Source organism: Marinomonas spartinae (assembly GCF_016461715.1).
Taxonomy (GTDB): Bacteria; Pseudomonadota; Gammaproteobacteria; order Pseudomonadales; family Marinomonadaceae; genus Marinomonas; species Marinomonas spartinae_A.
The window spans coordinates 1-17,841 of sequence record NZ_JAEMUI010000016.1 but is presented as its reverse complement, the minus strand read 5'-3'; the positions used below and the strand labels follow the sequence as shown (position 1 = coordinate 17,841).

General features: G+C 44.9%; 18 protein-coding genes. 1 reads left to right on the top strand and 17 read right to left on the bottom strand.

The window, feature by feature from the left end:
* Positions 1-2: 2 nt before the first annotated feature.
* The 14 genes from JHD45_RS14840 to JHD45_RS14775 all read right to left on the bottom strand — a co-directional run bounded on the left by JHD45_RS14840 (position 3) and on the right by JHD45_RS14775 (position 11,588).
* Positions 3-533 (bottom strand): GNAT family N-acetyltransferase, encoded by a 531-nt coding sequence (locus JHD45_RS14840; RefSeq protein ID WP_199477294.1) that lies wholly within the window; start codon positions 531-533, stop codon positions 3-5.
* A gap of 126 nt (positions 534-659) precedes the next feature.
* On the bottom strand, positions 660-1,292 hold the full coding sequence (locus tag JHD45_RS14835; RefSeq protein WP_199477293.1) for a YitT family protein: 633 nt from the start codon (positions 1,290-1,292) through the stop codon (positions 660-662).
* 179 nt (positions 1,293-1,471) lie between these two features.
* On the bottom strand, positions 1,472-1,765 hold the full coding sequence (locus tag JHD45_RS14830; protein WP_199477292.1) for a S24/S26 family peptidase: 294 nt from the start codon (positions 1,763-1,765) through the stop codon (positions 1,472-1,474).
* A 75-nt stretch (positions 1,766-1,840) separates the two neighbouring features.
* Positions 1,841-1,990, bottom strand: coding sequence for a hypothetical protein (locus JHD45_RS14825; RefSeq protein ID WP_199477291.1), 150 nt, complete (start codon positions 1,988-1,990; stop codon positions 1,841-1,843).
* Positions 1,975-2,238, bottom strand: a complete 264-nt coding sequence (locus JHD45_RS14820; RefSeq protein ID WP_199477290.1) for a hypothetical protein — start codon at positions 2,236-2,238, stop codon at positions 1,975-1,977. The genes JHD45_RS14825 and JHD45_RS14820 overlap by 16 nt, the downstream gene beginning before the upstream one ends.
* A gap of 9 nt (positions 2,239-2,247) precedes the next feature.
* Complete coding sequence (locus JHD45_RS14815) at positions 2,248-2,691, bottom strand: tetratricopeptide repeat protein (RefSeq protein WP_199477289.1); 444 nt, start codon at positions 2,689-2,691, stop codon at positions 2,248-2,250.
* A gap of 313 nt (positions 2,692-3,004) precedes the next feature.
* Positions 3,005-3,634 carry a cob(I)yrinic acid a,c-diamide adenosyltransferase gene (gene cobO / locus JHD45_RS14810; RefSeq protein WP_199477288.1) on the bottom strand — a complete coding sequence of 210 codons (630 nt, stop codon included), beginning with the start codon at positions 3,632-3,634 and terminating at the stop codon, positions 3,005-3,007.
* A 23-nt stretch (positions 3,635-3,657) separates the two neighbouring features.
* On the bottom strand, positions 3,658-4,272 hold the full coding sequence (locus JHD45_RS14805) for a trimeric intracellular cation channel family protein (RefSeq protein WP_067018753.1): 615 nt from the start codon (positions 4,270-4,272) through the stop codon (positions 3,658-3,660).
* Between the two features lie 75 nt (positions 4,273-4,347).
* Positions 4,348-4,938 (bottom strand): histidine phosphatase family protein, encoded by a 591-nt coding sequence (locus JHD45_RS14800; RefSeq protein WP_199477287.1) that lies wholly within the window; start codon positions 4,936-4,938, stop codon positions 4,348-4,350.
* Entirely contained in the window at positions 4,935-5,708 is a 774-nt protein-coding gene (locus tag JHD45_RS14795) for an adenosylcobinamide-GDP ribazoletransferase (protein ID WP_199477286.1), read from the bottom strand. Before JHD45_RS14795 ends, JHD45_RS14800 begins: the two co-directional genes overlap by 4 nt.
* Positions 5,709-5,754: 46 nt before the next feature.
* A complete protein-coding gene (gene cobT / locus JHD45_RS14790; protein WP_199477285.1) occupies positions 5,755-6,816 on the bottom strand; it encodes a nicotinate-nucleotide--dimethylbenzimidazole phosphoribosyltransferase in 1,062 nt (353 codons plus the stop codon).
* Between the two features lie 12 nt (positions 6,817-6,828).
* Positions 6,829-7,596 carry a 23S rRNA (guanosine(2251)-2'-O)-methyltransferase RlmB gene (gene rlmB, locus JHD45_RS14785; protein WP_199477284.1) on the bottom strand — a complete coding sequence of 256 codons (768 nt, stop codon included), beginning with the start codon at positions 7,594-7,596 and terminating at the stop codon, positions 6,829-6,831.
* 25 nt (positions 7,597-7,621) lie between these two features.
* Entirely contained in the window at positions 7,622-10,210 is a 2,589-nt protein-coding gene (gene rnr / locus JHD45_RS14780; RefSeq protein ID WP_199477283.1) for a ribonuclease R, read from the bottom strand.
* Between the two features lie 571 nt (positions 10,211-10,781).
* Positions 10,782-11,588, bottom strand: a complete 807-nt coding sequence (locus tag JHD45_RS14775) for a pyruvate, water dikinase regulatory protein (protein WP_325097305.1) — start codon at positions 11,586-11,588, stop codon at positions 10,782-10,784.
* Between the two features lie 250 nt (positions 11,589-11,838).
* Here JHD45_RS14775 and ppsA point away from each other — a divergent pair, with 250 nt between their 5' ends.
* Positions 11,839-14,235 carry a phosphoenolpyruvate synthase gene (gene ppsA / locus JHD45_RS14770; protein WP_199477282.1) on the top strand — a complete coding sequence of 799 codons (2,397 nt, stop codon included), beginning with the start codon at positions 11,839-11,841 and terminating at the stop codon, positions 14,233-14,235.
* Positions 14,236-14,345: 110 nt separating this feature from the next.
* Here ppsA and JHD45_RS14765 read toward each other — a convergent pair whose 3' ends face one another.
* The 3 genes from JHD45_RS14765 to wrbA form a co-directional block, all read right to left on the bottom strand.
* Complete coding sequence (locus tag JHD45_RS14765; protein WP_199477281.1) at positions 14,346-15,380, bottom strand: succinylglutamate desuccinylase/aspartoacylase family protein; 1,035 nt, start codon at positions 15,378-15,380, stop codon at positions 14,346-14,348.
* Positions 15,380-16,285 carry a 30S ribosomal protein S6--L-glutamate ligase gene (gene rimK, locus JHD45_RS14760; RefSeq protein WP_199477280.1) on the bottom strand — a complete coding sequence of 302 codons (906 nt, stop codon included), beginning with the start codon at positions 16,283-16,285 and terminating at the stop codon, positions 15,380-15,382. The genes JHD45_RS14765 and rimK overlap by 1 nt, the downstream gene beginning before the upstream one ends.
* 300 nt (positions 16,286-16,585) lie before the next feature.
* Positions 16,586-17,182 carry an NAD(P)H:quinone oxidoreductase gene (gene wrbA / locus JHD45_RS14755; protein WP_199477279.1) on the bottom strand — a complete coding sequence of 199 codons (597 nt, stop codon included), beginning with the start codon at positions 17,180-17,182 and terminating at the stop codon, positions 16,586-16,588.
* Positions 17,183-17,841 lie beyond the last annotated feature (659 nt).

The window sequence follows — 17,841 nt, the reverse complement described above, 5'->3', positions numbered from 1 at the left end:
ACTTACGAGAATACTTCGTGTGTGGGTTCAATTTCTTTATAAAAAAAAGTGGCATTGTGTAACGCACCATTGGCACTACGAGTGTAGCCAGGTACTTCTCCAAAGGGAACATAACCAAGTTTGATGTACATGTCATGGGCCACATCATCACTGCGCACTTCCAATATCAGCAATTGACGCTGCATGGCCGCCGCAACGCGCTCCACCCCTTTCATCAGCATGCTTCCCAAGCCATGTTCGCGAGCTTGAGTATGCACCATCAACTTTTCAACATCGCAGCGATGTAAAGCATTGGCTTTAGGCGACATACCAATTTGTACGCTACCGACGATTTTATGATCCTCACGAACCAGTAAAACTTGCTTCAGATTTACTTTTAAATCGTCATTCACGGTTAACCAATAAGACTTGGCCTCCAACTCACTCATAGGAGGTAAAAAACCGATGGGAGCCCCAGAATCAACTGCATCACACAGCAATTCAATTAGGTCATTGAGGTAAGGTTTAAGATCATCAACTTTGAGCAGCTCCAAACCAAGTTTCCTTCTTTTATCACAATGCTTCTATAATACCTGAGCGCGACCACATAGGAAATCGTCGCGCTCGTTTATTAAAAAACAAAATGAAATGGCTTTAGCGCGCTCAGTGCAAATAGCCGACTAAGCAGAGACATTCCCCAAATAGCGACCTGGTTTGTGATTCACTGCGATGATCATATTTAAAGCAACGGCACCAATAATCGATATGGCCACCAGAGACATATCAACAATAAACAATGAAGACATCAAAATGGTCAAGTCAACCAGCATCTGAAACTTACCAATAGACCAGCCATATTTATCCGCCAAGAAGCGCGACAATATATTAATGCCTCCCAAGCTCGCATCATGACGAAACAGCATCAAAAAACCGACGCCCATCAAAAAGCCACCAACCGCCGCCGCATACACTGGCTGAACACTCGAAAAAGAAACAAGCCGAGGCGTCACTTCAGAAAAAAAAGACAAGCAAAAAACTGACGCAAAGGTCTTTAACGTAAATTCCCAACCGATATGCCGAATGGCAATCACATAAAAGGGAATATTGATCAAAAAGAACGCCTCACCAAAATTCAACGAAGTAGTGTAATTTAATAGAAAAGCAATACCTGCTGTACTGCCTGTTAGCAAACCCGCCTGAGCAAATAAATTGACACCCAGCGAAATAATCAAGGTGCCAATCAGAACTGCTAGAACGTCTTCTAGGCGGGTATGGCGTTTAGTTGAAGCAGAAGCAACCGTAGAACGAGACATAGTTTTCTCTATTTAAGTCACATAATAAAAGGGGAAAATGAGGAGCGGATTTTAGTGAATACAACCAAAGAGACCAAGAGAGCGGAACAAGACAAAATCGCTTGATTTTTAAAAAGTGTACAGTTTTTTGTACACCTCTCTCAGGCGAGATGCCAACAGAAACCTCGTCATCCATTGGCCTATTTCATAGAATTCGCACATATGCGAAAAACAACTTTGCCCAGTACACGCCGAGGGGAAACCCAACCAATACGCTCTGATTCTAAACTAGTCGGGTGCTCTCCAATCAACCATAACTGACCGTCTGGTGCAATATGACGTATTTTTTTTATGATAATGCCATACAAAAAGTGATCAACTACGACAACATCTCCTACGCGACACGAGAGAAACAACCGACTTGTTAAAACAAAGTCATTATGGTGCAAGTAAGGCGCCATACTTTGCCCCTCGATTTTCATTAAGCGAAACATGAATAACCTCCTCTCTCACCATGTTTATCGTCCAACTCTATGACAAAAGGTGTTATTTAGCGGTAACAATCCTTGTCACTTCGCCTGACAAAAAGAAGATTGGCTCTGTATACGATAGCGTCTCTGTGCCGCCTGTATGGCCATGTCCGAGACCGTAATACGATGTGCTTTAGCGGTTTTAAAACCAATCACTTTATCTAACAAACAAATCACCCCATGCAACATACTCTATGACTCCTTTTTTGTTGGTGAGACCCATGCTTTTTTTCACGATGTTTGCGGCCTCGAATACACTGTTTATAGACAACACCAGAGACAATAAAAGCCCCGACAAGACACACTAAAAAATCATGCAGCAACGATGCCCATTGCCCTGTTTGTCCATGAGCTAATGCAAAAGACAAAGAGCTAAATCCCAGCATAAAGAGAAATAGGATGCCTTTTTCTCTACTCAAATCACTTCGCCTTTTCATATCATTCTCCTAATGGAAGGTAGTTGTTAACGCGGGAGGGGCTGCGTGGGAAAGTGGGCGTAACGAAACAGGATATTTAACCACTACCTCCTTTCCACAACTTTGTGTTAACAGCTCCCATTCAAAACGAATATGGTTCATTGTCTGCAAGATAAGATCACGCTGCTCCAAAGCTAAACCAGGACGTGCAATCACGTCTTGTAAAAAGTCAATGGCCTTCTCAAATTGTCTATTGGCAGCAACCACATCTCCTAAGCCTGTATAAGATTCTGCTATACTCAAGTAACTGACCGCCATTGCCGCCACGGCAGATTCGGGATCCAAACAGAAGTCTTCCTCAAAACCTTCTAATATTTGATCAAGCGCTTGTTGATTAAAATCCACCGCTTCTAAAAAAGCATGATTAGAATAGGCTTGATTCGCTTGTCTTGTTAGTTTTTCCCAGTACCGCATCGTCTTCCCCACCTGTCACTTAAGATGAATGTATCAAAACACTTAATGAGAATAATTATCATTTAAAAGTTAAGATAAATCCAGCTCTATTTGATAATAAATCTCATTTATTTTTGCTATCAGGAGCGAAACAAATCATCAAACACACCAATAATCAGATGTGTTTTTTAAGACGCATGTGTGCACGCAGGTGCTTAAAGCATGTAAGACAACGGATATAGATAAGTAAGATACTTTAGATAGGAAGGTAGTCCGTGAATAAGGCTCAGCCCTTGTTCACGGACTCAAGGCGATGGGGTCATGCACAAAAGTGCTACCACTCAATGCCTGCTTGCGCTTTTACCCCATTGGCAAATGCATGACGCTCATTGGCAATTTTACTGTGCGTGTCCACACTGTCTAACAAGGCTCTTGGTGCCGTACGACCTGTCATCATCACATTTTGATGCTGAGGACGATTTTTCAACGCCTCAATGAGGTCAGCATCATCCAAGTAACCATATTTGTACATATAAGTAATTTCATCTAATAGAACAAAATGAATATCCGGATTCGATAACACGCCTTTTGCCAATTGCCACGCTTGCTCTGCCGCTTCTTTTTCCAGCTCAGGGTTACGAGTTTCCCATGTAAAACCATGGCCCATCACATGAAACTCGACGCTAGGATGAGCCCCGAAAAACAGCTGCTCACCTGTGGCTTTGCGGCCTTTAATAAATTGAATTACGGCACAGCGCTGTCCATGCCCCAAAGCACGAGCCATCGTGCCAAACGCACTGGAACTTTTGCCTTTACCATTTCCGGTTAACAAGATCGTGACACCACGCTCCTGTGTGGCTGCTGCAATACGCTTATCAACCACCTCTTTCTTTTTTAACAACCGCGCTTCATTTTTGGCCGCTTGCTCGTCGGTATGGGCTGATGGTTTCTCTTGCTCTGGCATAATTGGTCTCTTTTTGATTCGCATTATTTCTTTTTATAAAGTAGCCAACTTGGGTAATACAACCCTTTGTGAATAGCAAACAGCCTCAGTATAAAGATCAAAGACGCCGCGTAAATCGAGTTATATTCATGATGAGGAATGTTTTTCTGCAAGATAACAAACAAAAGCGAGCCTAAGAAAGCAGGCGTGGCGTAAAACTCACGACCTAATATCAAAGGTGGACGATGACTCAATACATCACGAATAATGCCACCAGCCACCCCAGTAATCACTCCCATGGTAATCGCAATCATCGGAGAAAAACCAAGAGCAAGAACGCGCTGCGTCGCAATCACTGTAAATAAAGCCAAACCAAAAGAGTCTGCATAATGGAAAACCTGTTGACGATCTTCAATGATACGAACCGCAAAAAAAGCAAAGGCAGAAGACAAAAAGGCCACCCATAAATAGGAGGGATCTTTTACCCAATAAACCTCATCAACCCCTAAGATCACATCCCGAATTGTCCCACCACCAAGGGATGTCACCATACCAATCAGTGCTACACTGAATAAATCCATATCGCGCTTCCCAGAGGAAATCACGCCCGTGATGGCAAAAGCGGCGATGCCCACCATGCCTAAAATATATAGCAACATTGCTTTTTTAGTCTCTATAAAATATTCACTGGCTGGCAAGCGCAGACCAATGTTCGTTTCAAACAAATGGTGTGACTAATGAGGCACCCAATCACCTGCCCCTAAACGGTTAAGGGTAATAAACTCTCCACGAATGGTTAGTTCCGTCACACTGTTAAAGCCCACATCAATACGGTGACACTGAGCTAATGGCCACTGACACAATAAACTGACAAGTACCTTAATGACCCCTGAATGGGTCACCGCAATACAAACGTCCAGATCTTTATCCTGAACCGATTGCCACCAACCCGCGACTCGCTTCGCTAAGGATTGAAGTGACTCCCCTTGATAGGGGGCGGATTGAACCATGTCTTCCATCCATGAATCGATTGCTTCTTGTGATATCGTGTGCCAAGACTGATTTTCCCATTCACCAAAATCCAGCTCTTTCAACGCATCCACACAAGAAGATGTGCCTCGGCTTAACAGTTGACTCAACTCCGCCGCTCGACTTAACGGACTGTGATAAAAAGCCACCTTCTTATGCGCTAAACGGTCATCAAGGTAGGACTGCAATATGCGACTCTGCTCTTGCCAACCTTCCAATAGCGGCACATCGGTCGCACCATAACACAGCCCCGTTGGTACATCCGGCTTAGGGTGACGAATCAACAACAGCTTCACACAAACACTCCTAACACACATAGCAGAAGAATAACTTCGCCTATCTGCTCCGTCGCCCCCAATGTATCGCCATTAAAACCGCCAATTTTCTTTTTCAAATAAAAATGCGCACCGAGGGTAAATAGAGCTAAGATGCAAATCGCTTTCAGCAGGTAAGCAAAATCAAACAACACCAGCAGAATACAAGGCAGAAATACAATCCCCCATTCCTTCCCTTGTAGCGTTGCAATCATCGTCTGCGCTTTACTCTGTCCAGTGGACACATAGTCCAGCGAATTCATGAGCACAATCGGCACTACTCGTGCCATTGTATGTGCAGCAATCCAAATCAATAAGCTAGACCATGCCCCATCATGCAAAGAGGTGATCGTCGATAAAATTTGTGTTAACAACAGCCATTTCAGCATCATCACAAACCAAATGGCGAGAGCTGCATAGCTACCAATACGTGAATCCTTCATGATGGAAAGACGCTGTTCCTGAGTCCAGCCTCCAATCAGACCATCGCAAGCATCCATCAAACCATCTTCATGAAACCCGCCGGTCAACAGCACAGCGCTAAGTAACATGAACAAGGCCTGTAATGAGGCACTTAACCCATCAAACAACAAAGGCCAAGCACTTAATACCGCTACCAATACCCCAACCCACGGTAAAAAGCACACCGCTGGAGTGTGCTCTTTATCATCCCAATCCACCTTAAGTGGCAGGCGTGTGTAGGTAACAATGCTGCGTTTAAGCCCTTCTAAATAAGGAGTGAATTGACCCACTCACTGTCTCCTATAGACAATTTGTCTTACTGATATGGTTACTTCTCTAGGATTGGCCACTGACACCGGCACTTTCAAAGCTTGCCATTTTATTCAAAAAGACAGTGGCGCTTTGAATCAAAGGATAAGCAAGAATGGCACCAGAGCCTTCACCTAAACGTAAATCCAAGGATAAAATGGGTTCAACCTTTAGCTGTTCCAGTAACAATCGATGGGCTTTTTCATTCGATTGATGCGCAAACATCGCGTAGTGACGCACATTAGGTTCAACTTTTTGAGCGAATAAGAACGCCACAGTACAAATAAAACCATCCACCACAAATGCGGTTTGTCTATGGGCAGCTTGTAGCATAGCGCTTGCCATGGCAATGATTTCGAAGCCACCAAGCTGCTCAGCTAAGGTTTGTGGACTCCACTCTACCGCAGCCATGCCTGTTTCTTCTTGTGCACGCTTAATAGATGCCTCAATGACTCGCGCCTTATGCGACACGCCCGCCTCATCCAGCCCCGTTCCCCGACCAGAACATTGACTCGCTGACAGGCCAGTCATTGCACTCATCAAACAAGAGGAGACACAGGTATTACCAATACCCATTTCACCGAACATAAGCAGATTACAGCCCGCATCAATTGCTAAATCAGCTTCATCCACTCCTGCGCTGATCGTTCTTGCTAGCTCTTGGGAGGTCATCGCTGCTTGTTGACTAAAGTCTTTCGAGCCAAACGCCACTTTGCGCTGACCAAGCAAAGGGTGATCATCAATGCTTGACTTAACGCCCACATCAACCACTCGCAGAGGTACACCATGCTGCTGACAAAAAACACTGACTGCAGCCCCACCCATTAAGAAGTTCATCACCATTTGCGGTGTCACTTCTTGTGGAAACAAACTGATCCCCTGATCAACAACGCCATGGTCAGCAGCAAAGACGATCATTTGGGGTCTTGAGACATCCGGTGTCAGGCTATTTTGAATCGTCCCCAATTGAAAAGCGATGCTTTCCAACTCCCCCAACGCCCCAACGGGTTTGGTTTTGGAATCGATTTTATGTTGTAAAGCTGCCTTTAACTCCAACGAAGGCAACGAAATATCAAATTGCTCGAACACCGAACCGTCTCCTTAAGCCAGCGCTTTCACAGCGCGTTGACGAACCACTTCATATAAACAAACCCCCGTTGCCACAGAGACATTCAAGCTTGACACCACACCGGCCATTGGTAGTTTCACCAGATAATCACACTGTTCACGGGTCAGACGTCGCATGCCTTCTCCTTCTGCTCCCATCACAATGGCCGTCGGAATCGTCAAGTCTTGCTCATAAATTGTTTGCGTCGCTTCACCAGCGGTACCAAATATCCACACCCCTTGGTCTTGTAGCTTTTTCATGGTACGAGCAAGGTTGGTAACCGCAAAAACAGGAATGCTTTCAGCGGCCCCACAGGCAACTTTACTCACGGTAGCATTCATCGGAGCAGAGTTGTCTTTTGGCATAACCACCGCATGAGCCCCGGCGGCGTCGGCGCTACGTAAGCACGCCCCTAAATTATGAGGATCGGTCACACCGTCTAAAATAATAATCAACGGATTTTCATCTAAGCCAGCAACTAAGCTATGCAGATCCGCCTCATTGCCCGCTTTGGTCATAGTTGTATAGGCCACAACCCCTTGATGAACCACTCGCTCTTTGGTCTTCGTAAACAACTGATCTAACTCACGACGAGCCACCAAGCTGTAACGTACTTTATGGGTTTTACACAATTGGACAAGACGCTGTGTCTTTTTATCATCTCGGCCTTCTTGAAAACGTACTTCTTTGACCCGTTCAGGCTGTTGTAACAAAGCATTTTCAACAGCGTGAATACCATAGATCCATTCTAAATCAGACATTTTTACCTTTTACTCGATCAATCAATTAATCACGCGCACGTGGCTTAGCATTGTTCTTTTTGACTTTTTTCTTAGCTTTTTTCGGTTTTTTCACCGCAGAGGTGGTGGACTTTGCAGCGGCAGCCGACGACGATTTTTTCTGACGAACACGTTTGCCTTTAGATGGCGTGCGGCGCTTTTTCGATTTTGCCTGCACACCGTCTTTCTCCCCTTTACCTTTACTCTCTTTAGAAGAGGCGATCTTCTCGTCCTTGGGAAGATTTTTTGGTTTACCGCGGCCACCTAATTCTATTGGCGGCAACTGGGCAAGCTGCATTTCCAACTCAGTTAAATCATTACGCTCTACTTTTTGACGTTGACGTGGCTTGGTTTCATCTAGGCTTAAATCAATCTTACGTTGCTCAAGGTTGACACTGGATACACGCACTTTTAATGTATCGCCAAGACGGAATACCCGACCAGTCCGTTCACCAATGATCGCCTGATGCTCGATATCATGAACAAAGTAGTCCTGACCGAGCCCAGAAATATGCACCAACCCATCAACGAACAAACCTTGTAATTCCACAAACAAACCAAATGAGGTAACGGCCGTCACTACCCCTTCAAATGCATCACCTAAATGCTGCTCAACGTATTGGCATTTTAACCAGGCTTCCACATCGCGAGTGGCTTCGTCTGCGCGACGCTCTGTCATCGAACAGGAGTCACCTAAACCATCCATATCCGCATGGTCATAACCATAGATTTTGCGCTCTTTAATCGTTGGGCTACCTGCCACACGATATGCTTGACGCACCACAGGGCGACCTTCGCCACGAATCAAGTAGCGAATGGCACGATGGGTCAACAAATCAGGATAACGACGAATCGGCGAGGTAAAATGGGTATAAGCAGGGTAATTCAGACCAAAGTGGCCCATGTTATCCGCTTGATATACCGCTTGGGACATAGAACGCAGCATCATGGTTTGAATACTACGAGCATCCGCCCGATCTTTAATCTGTTCTGCTAACTTGGCGTAATCATCCGGAGTTGGCTTCAGACCACCCGTTAATTCCAAGCCAAGCAAACCAAGATAAGTACGCAGGGTTAATAGGCGCTCTTCTTTTGGTCCCTCGTGGACACGAAACAAGGCAGGCAAATCCGCTTTGATCAATAACTCTGCGGCAGCCACATTGGCACACAACATACATTCTTCGATCAATTTATGGGCATCGTTACGCTCTACCGGAACAATGTGCTCAATCTTAGAATCCTCATCGAATACCATACGCGTTTCAATGGTATCGAACTCCATCGCCCCCCGCTCATCACGTGCTTCTTTCAACACATGATACAAGCCGCTTAAATCATCAATATGTGACACGATGGAGGCATAACGCTCACGCAGCTCTATACCTTGTTCACCGGGCTCTGATGAAATCATTTTCGCGACCTTGGTATAGGTCAAACGGGCATGGGAGCGGATCAAGCCTTCGTAAAACTTGTAACCACGCATCTTACCGCGAGACGTCAACGAAATTTCCGCCACCATCGCCAAACGATCTACATCTGGATTCAAAGAACACAGACCGTTCGACAAAATCTCCGGCAGCATAGGAATCACACGACCTGGGAAATATACCGAGTTGCCACGCACAATCGCCTCTTCATCCAAGGCTGTGTCTTTTTTCACATAGTGGGACACATCGGCAATCGCCACCAGTAGCTTCCAACCACCAGGCGTCTTTTCACAATAAACGGCATCGTCAAAATCCCGCGCGTCTTCGCCATCAATAGTGACAAATGGAGTATCACGGAGATCCACACGATGCGCTTTGTCTTCTTCGGCTACTTCGCTACTAAAATGCTTAATCTGCTGTTCCACGGCAGCAGGCCACTCGTTAGGGATTTCATAACGATGCATTGCCACTTCAATTTCGACCCCTGGTGCCATAAAGTCACCGAGAATCTTCTTCACTATGCCTTGTGCTGGTTTGCCGCGCTCTGCATAACTGACAATTTCTGCCAACACATATTGTCCGTGAGAGGGAGTTAAACCAGAATCTTTGGTAATGAGAATATCTTGAGAAATGCGCGGGTTTTCTGGAGTGACAAAAGCCGTACGACTTTCCTCGCCATTTTTTTCTAGATAATAGCGTCCAACCAGCTGACTGTGCTTACGTTCTAATATCTCAACCACAACACCATCTAAACGGCCTTTTACACTTCGGCCAGACAGGCGCACTTTCACCTTATCGCCATCCATCACATTTTGCATCTGACGGGCCGATAAGAAGATATCATCGTCACTAGGGCGCAATAAGAAGCCATGTCCCTCTTTATTACCTTGCACATAACCTTCAATCAGGTCGCTTTCTAAAATAGGGGTGTATTCATCTTGCTGATTACTAACTAGTTGACTATCGCGACACATGGCGATCAAGCGACGGCGAAGGGCTTCTATTTCATCTTCCCCTGTCAGACCAAAGGCTTTGCACAGGTCAAAATGACCAAGGCTTGTGTTCTGGGTCGCCAGAAACTCTAGAATAAACTCTCGGCTCGGTACCGGATTATCGTATTTAGAGGCTTCGCGCTGCTGATGTGGGTCGTTAATTTTTTTATTACTCAATGTATTTTTATCCTTGATTTGTTCAATAAGATGCAGCCTTATGAAAATATGGGTATTGGCATCTTATACTCTGCAGCGCCCTGTTCCTCTATAGTCTTATGCCGTCTAGTGTTTCTTCTAGTTAGCCGCTTAACAAGTCGCTGACCTGTCTAGGGAAGGTACAAACAAGTCCTCCTGTCTCGGTAATTGCTCCTGCATTGCGATGCTTCGAAAGCTACACTCCTCAACATCACGCCTTAATTGACCATCTTTCTGAAAGCCTGAGTCTTAGACAACTTATTCGCACCTTCCCTGATAAGGCATTATTATAGAGTATTATCCGCCAATACTCTTTAGCTTAACGCACTTGTTCACATAAACTGCACAAGCAGCTCGAAATAGCCAACCTCACGTTATTGCTCTATGTGTAATTTCACAACAAAACGCACTCATTCGCTAATCTTAAGGGTTTTTATACCGATTGATTGTGATAGTTTTAAGGTGACGTCGCACCTTTTTGCGTCAAATCCAGTTAAATAACCCACAAAAAACAAGAACCCATCGAATAAGTTGATAGGTTTTTCGACAAAACTCACTGTCTATGACGCACCAAATGCATTTCGGCCATGACTTTGGCGGAAATTTCTTCCACCGATAACCGCGTAGAATTCAAGAAAGGAATCCGTTCTTGTCGATATAAAGACTCCACTTCTTCTAACTCATAACGACACTGACGTGGCGAAGCATACTTACTAGATGCCATGCGTCCTGTACGAATTTCGTGCAATCTATCGGGATCAATGGTTAAACCAAACAACTTTTTCTTATGAGGACGAAGCACTTTTGGCAAGCCTGGCGCGGAAAAGTCATCTTCTGTAATCGGATAATTCGCCGCCTTAATACTGTACTGCATGGCAAGGTACAAACTGGTGGGGGTTTTCCCGGACCGAGATACACCCAATAAAATGATATCCGCTTGATCGAAATTTTTGATTGATGCGCCATCATCATTCGCTAAGGCGTAGTTAATCGCCTCGATGCGAGCATCATAGACCCCCGCTTTCATACCATGGGCCTTTTGAGCCGTCGGCAGGGCTTTCACTCCCAAGGCTTTTTCAATGGGTAACAGCAAGTCACCAAACACGTTATAACAGTGAGCATCACAAGATTGAATAATCTCACGGATTAAGATGTCAGAAATCGTATAAAACACCAGTGGAGCATTGCCATTCACCACTTCTAAATTGATTTGTCTTTTTAAACCATTGGCTTGGTCATTGGTATTTACAAAAGGCACACTTTGCATTTCGATTGGGATATCAAAAAAGGACAATATCGCAGAACCGAACACTTCAGCTGTAATCGCCGTTCCATCGGAAACAAAATATACTTTCATCATTTTTTTCTCTTTTTTGTTGTTATACAACAACATTGAATTTTTAAATTGAAATAAAACAACATCGAATAATCGATTTTATTCCTCAGCACTCCTCTACATACAATGATCTCATTCGCTGCACTTTGACAAGCGCAGGCTAGAAAAATATTCCGGCTGTCTTGTCTTGATATCTCAGCGATGTCGAACAGCACGATGATATGAAAGACACAATAAAAAGAGCTTTTACGTTTAACAATTTCTGGAGTGCCTTGTGAGCAAATTTATTAAGTGGTTTAAAGATCTTCGTTTAGAAGATGTCGGTGAAGTCGGCGGTAAAAACGCATCTTTAGGTGAAATGATTTCCAACCTGACGGACCTTGGTATTCAAGTACCAAATGGGTTTGCAACCACTGCCTATGCTTATCAAAGCTTTCTAGAAGAAAGTGGCTTGGATGCAAAAATCCATGAAACCCTAGACAGCTTAGATGTCGATGATGTTCATGCCCTTGCTGAAGCTGGCGTGCAAATTCGAGGCTGGATTGAAAGTGCATCTTTCTCTGCTGAATTTGATCAAGAAATCAAAGACGCCTTTGCTGTACTGTGCGATGACAACCCTAGCGATACGTCTTTCGCTGTTCGCTCTTCGGCAACCGCTGAAGATCTACCAGATGCGTCTTTCGCAGGACAGCAAGAAACTTACTTAAACGTCAAAGGCTTGGCAGATATTAAAGCCTCCATTAAACGCGTCTTTGCTTCACTATTTAATGATCGCGCGATCTCATACCGTGTGCATCAAGGCTTTGAACACAAAGGGGTGGCACTGTCTGCTGGCATTCAAAAGATGGTTCGCAGTGACATTGGCGCCTCTGGCGTACTGTTCACATTAGACACCGAATCAGGCTTCAACGAAGTGGTCTTCATCACAGCCGCTTACGGTCTCGGTGAAATGGTCGTACAAGGCACCGTCAACCCAGATGAGTACTATGTACATAAAACCACATTGGCCGCTAACCGCCCTGCTGTTGTGCGTAAGTCTCTTGGTTCTAAAGCGCAAAAAATGCAATACGCGGAAGCTGGCAGCGAAGAATTCGTCGAAATTGTTCCTGTCGAGTTGAATGACCAAAACCGCTTCGCACTGAGCAATGAAGAAATCGAAGATTTGGCACGCCAAGCTTGCATCATTGAACAACATTACAAACGCCCCATGGACATAGAATGGGCAAAAGATGGAGTAGACGGCAAAATTTACATCGTTCAAGCCCGTCCTGAAACCGTCCGCAGCCAAACCAATGCACAAAGCATGGAACGTTATTCTCTAAAAGAAACCTCATCTGTTCTCATCACTGGGCGCGCGATTGGTCACAAAATAGGCACAGGCGAAGTCAAAGTGCTGTCGTCTATTACCGAGATGGATCGCATTCAACCAGGTGATATTCTTGTAACCGACATCACGGATCCCGATTGGGAACCTATTATGAAACGTGCCTCGGCCATCGTCACCAACCGTGGTGGACGTACGTGTCATGCTGCGATTATTGCTCGTGAGTTGGGCATTCCCGCTGTCGTCGGTTGCGGTGATGCCACAGAGGTTTTAAAAGATGGACAATCCGTCACAGTTTCTTGTGCCCAAGGGGATATGGGCTTTGTCTACCAAGGTCAGCTCAAGTTCGATGTGATCACCTCAGAAGTGGGCAACATGCCTAACCTACCAGTGAAAATCATGATGAACGTGGGCAACCCAAACCGTGCGTTTGATTTTGCCATGTTGCCTAATGCTGGTATCGGATTGGCTCGTCTTGAGTTCATTATTAACCGTATGATTGGCATTCACCCAAAAGCGCTATTGAATTACGATCAAATGGATGCCTCTCTGCAAGAAGAGATCAACCATCGTATCGCGGGGTACTCGGGCCCTGTGGAGTTCTATGTCGACAAGCTGGTAGAAGGGATCGCCACGTTGGCTTGTTCTTTCTCTAAAAAGCCCGTCATTGTTCGTTTATCTGACTTTAAGTCAAACGAGTACCACAACCTCGTTGGTGGTCCATTGTTCGAACCAGATGAAGAGAACCCAATGCTAGGCTTCCGTGGAGCGGCTCGCTATATCGACGATTCGTTCCGTGATTGCTTTGCCTTGGAATGTGAGGCCATTCGCCGAGTACGTAACGAAATGGGCTTAACAAATGTTCAGATTATGATCCCATTTGTGCGCACACTCGAAGAAGCTCAACAAGTCACCGAACTATTGGCAGAACAAGGCCTAGCACGCGGAGAAAATGGCCTGAAAGTCATCATGATGTGTGAACTTCCATCCAATGCCTTACTTGCTGATGAGTTCTTAGAATACTTTGACGGCTTCTCTATTGGTTCAAACGATCTAACCCAGTTAACCCTTGGATTAGACCGAGACTCCGGTCTCATCGCGGATAAGTTCGATGAACGCAATCCTGCGGTGAAAAAATTATTGAAGATGGCAATTACCGCCTGTCGTAATAAAGGAAAATACGTAGGGATTTGTGGCCAAGGGCCTTCGGATCATGCGGATTTTGCAGACTGGCTGGTCGGTCAAGGTATTGAGAGCATGTCTCTTAACCCAGATACTGTCATCGAAACCTGGCTGCATCTTAATGACGTGTTGGAAAACTCATCATTAAGTCAGAATGCCGTTTAACGACGGCGCGTTACGTTTATTGTAGCGTCACTTTCTAGTTTGATAGCCCTGCTTTGCAGGGCTTTTTTTGCTACCTAACAAATGATCTCGCCCAATGGGCCTAAATACAGTTAATCTAAAGGAAAAGCTTGGTCGTTCTCCATCAATTCATCCTGCATACTTTCCACGTATTCAGCGACCTCATCTGGCGAAGAAAAATGAGCAATGTGATACATCGCATCCCCTTCTTGAACCAGTGGAATGTTTTGCTTACCAATGATGATGCCACCCTTTTTACACACCACCTCATCCAGCACTTCCCCATAAGGATCTTTAATTTGAGCCAGCAACTCGTTGTTTTCAACAAGATCACCCAAGGCTTTCAAATGCGTTGTAAAACCACTATCGGTTGCTCTAATCCAACTGCTGCTTCTGGCAATTCTGGGCTCTGGCAATGACTTTTTACGACGAGATTTCGATAGCATACCAAGGTGTCGCATCACACCAATAATCCCTTTTACCCCCGCTCGGATAGATAATTCATCGAAACGTAGGGCCTCACCCGCCTCATACAAGATCACTTTTGCACCGACATCATTTGCACACTCTCGCAAAGAACCGTCCCGGGAATTAGAGTTTAAGATAACAGGGACGCCAAAGGCCTTTGCCATCCCTAAAATGTCTTGATCATCCAAGTTGCCACGTATCTGCGGTAAATTAGAGCGATGCAAACTCCCAGTGTGCAAATCAATTCCATAGTCCGCTTTTGACACCACTTCCGTTAAAAACCGATCCGCCACTCGTCCAGCCAAAGAGCCACGTTTGGAGCCTGGAAAGCTACGATTCAAATCCCGTCTATCTGGCAAATAGCGGCTTTGGCTGAGTACACCATAGCCATTGACCACCGGTACGGCAATTAAAGTGCCACGAATTTTATCCATATACTTACTATTAATCAGGCGGCTAATGATCTCAATACCGTTCAGTTCATCGCCATGAATCGCAGCACTGACAAAAAGCGTCGGGCCAGGACGCTTACCACGTCGAATATAAATCGGCATGGACATGTTCGTATCGGTATACAGCTTAATAATTGGCAACTCAATTTTAATGGTTTCGCCAAGTGAAATATCAATTCCATCTATCGATAAAATATCATTACTCATCAACCCTTCCCTTTCGTCTTCGTCGTCCCGGTAATCGATGCTTTTTCCAAGTATTGAATAATCATTTTAGCCACATCTTTTTTGGTTGCAGACTCAATACCTTCAAGACCTGGGGATGAGTTAACTTCCATGATCAAAGGGCCATTATTAGAGCGCAATATATCGACGCCGCACATATTCAGCCCCATTACTTTCGCCGCATCAATGGCCGTTTTACGCTCCTCTGGCGACAACTTAACGAGAGTAGCCGTTCCACCACGATGCAAATTAGAGCGAAACTCCCCCTCTGCACCTTGCCGTTTCATCGCAGCCACCACTTTGCCACCAACGACCAAACAACGAATATCCGCACCGCCAGCTTCTTTGATGTATTCCTGCACCAAAATATTAGCCTTTAACCCCATAAAGGCCTCGATAATAGATTCAGCGGTTTTATTAGATTCCGCCAACACCACGCCAATCCCCTGTGTACCCTCTAACAATTTAATCACCACTGGTGCCCCGCCAACATTTTTTAGCAAGTCACCAATTTTATCTGGATGGTGAGCGAACCCTGTTTTGGGTAAACCAAGACCTTTACGGGACATTAACTGTAAAGAGCGTAACTTATCTCTTGAGCGACTAATCGCCACAGATTCATTAATACTGTAAGTGCCCATCATCTCAAACTGACGGACCACGGCCGTACCATAAAAAGTAACAGAAGCACCGATCCTTGGAATAACAGCATCGTACATAGGCAAAGGCTGACCATCGTAACGAACCGACGGACTGCTACTGGTAATGTCCATATAACAGTGCATCGTGTCTATCACATCCACCTCATGGCCCAGTTCTCGACCAGCTTCCACTAAACGTCGAGTAGAATAAAGGTTGGGATTGCGCGATAAAATAGCGATTTTCATAGGTATTCCTTGGACAAAAAATAAAGCCGCTTTGATCAAAAACAACAGAAAAAAATATGGTGGTACCACGAGCGCGAGAATAGAGAATAACCTCATACGAGGGAAGCGATATTTGATCTAAAACACAAAATATTCATCGTCATCACAAGTGACAAAAATACATCAGTATTCCCTCTTTCCCGTTTCTAACACTCGCTTTAGCAAAAGAGAAGAAAAACCGTGCATTTACTGGAGAACAGACAAAAAAAGTAGGCGTTCAAGGCCTACCTTTTTTGTCAATAAATCTACGAGCAAGCCGAGTTATGCACTTAGCTTCGCGGCAATTTCTGCAACATGCTTACCTTGGAAGCGTGCCATCGCCACTTCTTTCTGAGATGGCTGGCGACTACCGTCGGCGCCTGCAATCGTACCAGCCCCCAATGGAGAGCCCCCTTTTACTTCACTCACATCCGCCAACTCTGGGCAAGAATAAGGCAAACCAACCACAACAAAACCATGGTGAAATAGCGTTGTATGAAAAGATTGAACCGTCGTCTCATTACCACCACCAGTACCAGTAGACGTGAATACACTGCCAACCTTACCGACTAACTTACCTTTGGCCCATAATCCCCCCGTCATATCCAGAAAATTTCTCATCTGAGCGGCCATATTCCCAAAGCGAGTGGGTGAACCAAAAATAACGGCATCATACTCTTCCAAGTCTTCAGGCTTGGCGATAGGAGCCGCCTGGTCAAGCTTTATTCCCGCGTTTTTTGCCACATCCTCTGGCATCAACTCGGGTACTCGCTTAATGTCAACCTGAGCACCTGTGCTTCGCGCTCCTTCAGCTACTTCATTCGCCATCGTTTCTATATGACCATAACTTGAATAGTACAGTACTAATACTTTTGCCATCTTCGTCTCCTTCCATTGTTATTCAACCATTAATGCTAGTACTTAAATCTGAGAATAAAAGACATACAGATAAGACTACAAAATTCTTTGAATTTTTTTGGATAATCTTGCAACCATACTTATAGGTTATTGGTTCTATTTCATATTTCCAATATATGCTAATTTGCCGACAGACCTTGCCATCGGCTGTAATTTATAACAATAGTGAGAAGTTTTGCGTTTAATTCTCGCAGATGCATTGAGTCTAAAAAACAGTGAGAGAACCTGAAAGAGTGAACACTTATGATGAGTAAAAGGTGGATAGAATTCCTTGATCTAACGCTCCACCTTTGAAAAGATTAACTCAGATCAATCGTCTTGCTATGGGATTCGCGCCGACGCGTTAAACCTACGAAACAGGCAAAGCGAATACGATGGCAAGGTGACAATCTGCTAGTCTGCCATAAAAAGCCCATCACGACCATCGGCAATGGTGATTTCCCATAACGAAAAAAACCATCCTACTTAGCAGGATGGGGCTTCTCTTAATTAAATCTTGATAACGACCCTCTCACATGACTTTGCGAGATGGGATCAGGTGCTTCAACCCGGCTGATGGTTTAAAACGTTTCTTGAAACGAAAAAAGCCCCGACCATTTCTGATCAGGGCTTCCTATTTA